The 1,458-nt window shown below is 67.6% G+C and carries 1 pseudogene; it reads right to left on the bottom strand.

Annotated elements, in window-relative coordinates:
* Positions 1–105: 105 nt before the first annotated feature.
* A pseudogene (locus AB0H52_RS32005) lies at positions 106–1,011 on the bottom strand (helix-turn-helix transcriptional regulator); the annotation flags it as partial.
* Between the last annotated feature and the right edge of the window lie 447 nt (positions 1,012–1,458).

The following is a 1,458-nucleotide window of genomic DNA, read 5'->3' as shown; positions in this document are numbered from 1 at the left end:
GTCAACTCATCCAACGAGCCCGCACGCTCTACCGCTGGGACACCCGACCCACCACCCGCCGACTCAAGTAACGCCTATTGCCGGTCGCTCTAAGGCGATTCGAACCATCTGCTCGGCGGCCGGGTCACCCGCCCACGCCAGCGTGGTTGCCGTGTACGCCAACGCCTTTGTCGGGTCGTACCGGTAGTGGTGCTCGGCCCGATCCGGCACCGGCAGGTTCGCCGTCAACCGATCCAGACGATCCAGCGCATCACGCGTCCGCCGCACGTCGGCCAGCCGCGCCCACACACGGGCCTCCTGGGCGGTCGCCTGGATGTACGCCGAACCACCCCGAGGCGCCACCCGCTGCGCCTGCCGCGAAAGGTCCATAGCCCGTCGGCAGTCGCCCCGGGTGAGCCAGTCCCATGCCTGCGTCTCCAGGCACCATGCCTGGATCTCCGGATGCTCCGCATGCTCCGCAAGGGCCATGGCCGTAGCCAGATGAGCGCCCGCTGCGGGCTGTTGCAGCAGGTCGATATGCACCGTTGCCCGCAGCACTGTCAGCCATCCAGCGGCAACAATGAGCCGCCGACGCCGCGTCAACGTCCCACGCCCGTCGAGCAGGCGTCCCACATGGGCCAACTGGCGCCGCACCAGCGGCAGCAGATCGACCGGCCGCGTGATCGCGTATGCGCTTGCCAGGTCGTCCACACCCGCTTCGATCCGAGCGATAGTCTCGGCGCTGACGTCGCTGATCCGCACCCGAGCCAGCAACTCCCCGGCTTCGCTGTCGTGGTCGACGGGCTCGTTCACCAGACGGGCGAGCGTCCCGTCGGCTCGCAGCACGTCGTCGAGATGCCTGGCCGTTTCCGGAGTCGGGGCCTTCACCCCGGTCTCCAGATCGTGCAGGTGACTCTTGCCGCGATGAGCGAGCTGACCGAGTGCCCGCAACGACAGCCCATGCTCCGCCCGAAGCGCACGGAGGTGGGCACCGAAGCGCGGATCGACATGCGACACGACGACGCCTCCCACTTGGGGTGCCCGTAGTCCTGCAGGACTACGGGCACCCCAGACAGCCGCGGCGCGACCCGCCGAGACCATGAGCGATGATGACACGGCGAGCACGGCACCCCCTTGCGGATCTTGAAGCCTAGACAACTCCATGATCCACAGGTGCCGTGCTCGCCCTACATCGGGCACCAACCAAGATCCGACCAAAGAGGACATCCACGGACTACCCCGGGGCCCTGCTTAAGGTTAGCGTTGCGACGCAGGCCGAGAAGCTGCAGGTGCAGGCTGAGGAGCTGTAGTAGCCGAGGCCACCGGGGCCACCGCACGGTCCACCCGCTGCCCAACAGGCCTCTGCCCGGTAATGCCTGCGGCTCTAGTACGGCAGCCGCCATTTGCTAGTTGGCCAGGGCATGGTCTCGGTTGAGTCGGGTGCGTTGGTGGAACCAGCGTGCTCGGGCTTGGTGGCGG

Source organism: Micromonospora sp. NPDC050695, from assembly GCF_040654415.1.
Taxonomy (GTDB): domain Bacteria; phylum Actinomycetota; class Actinomycetes; order Mycobacteriales; family Micromonosporaceae; genus Micromonospora.
This window is presented reverse-complemented; position numbering and strand designations above follow the sequence as displayed.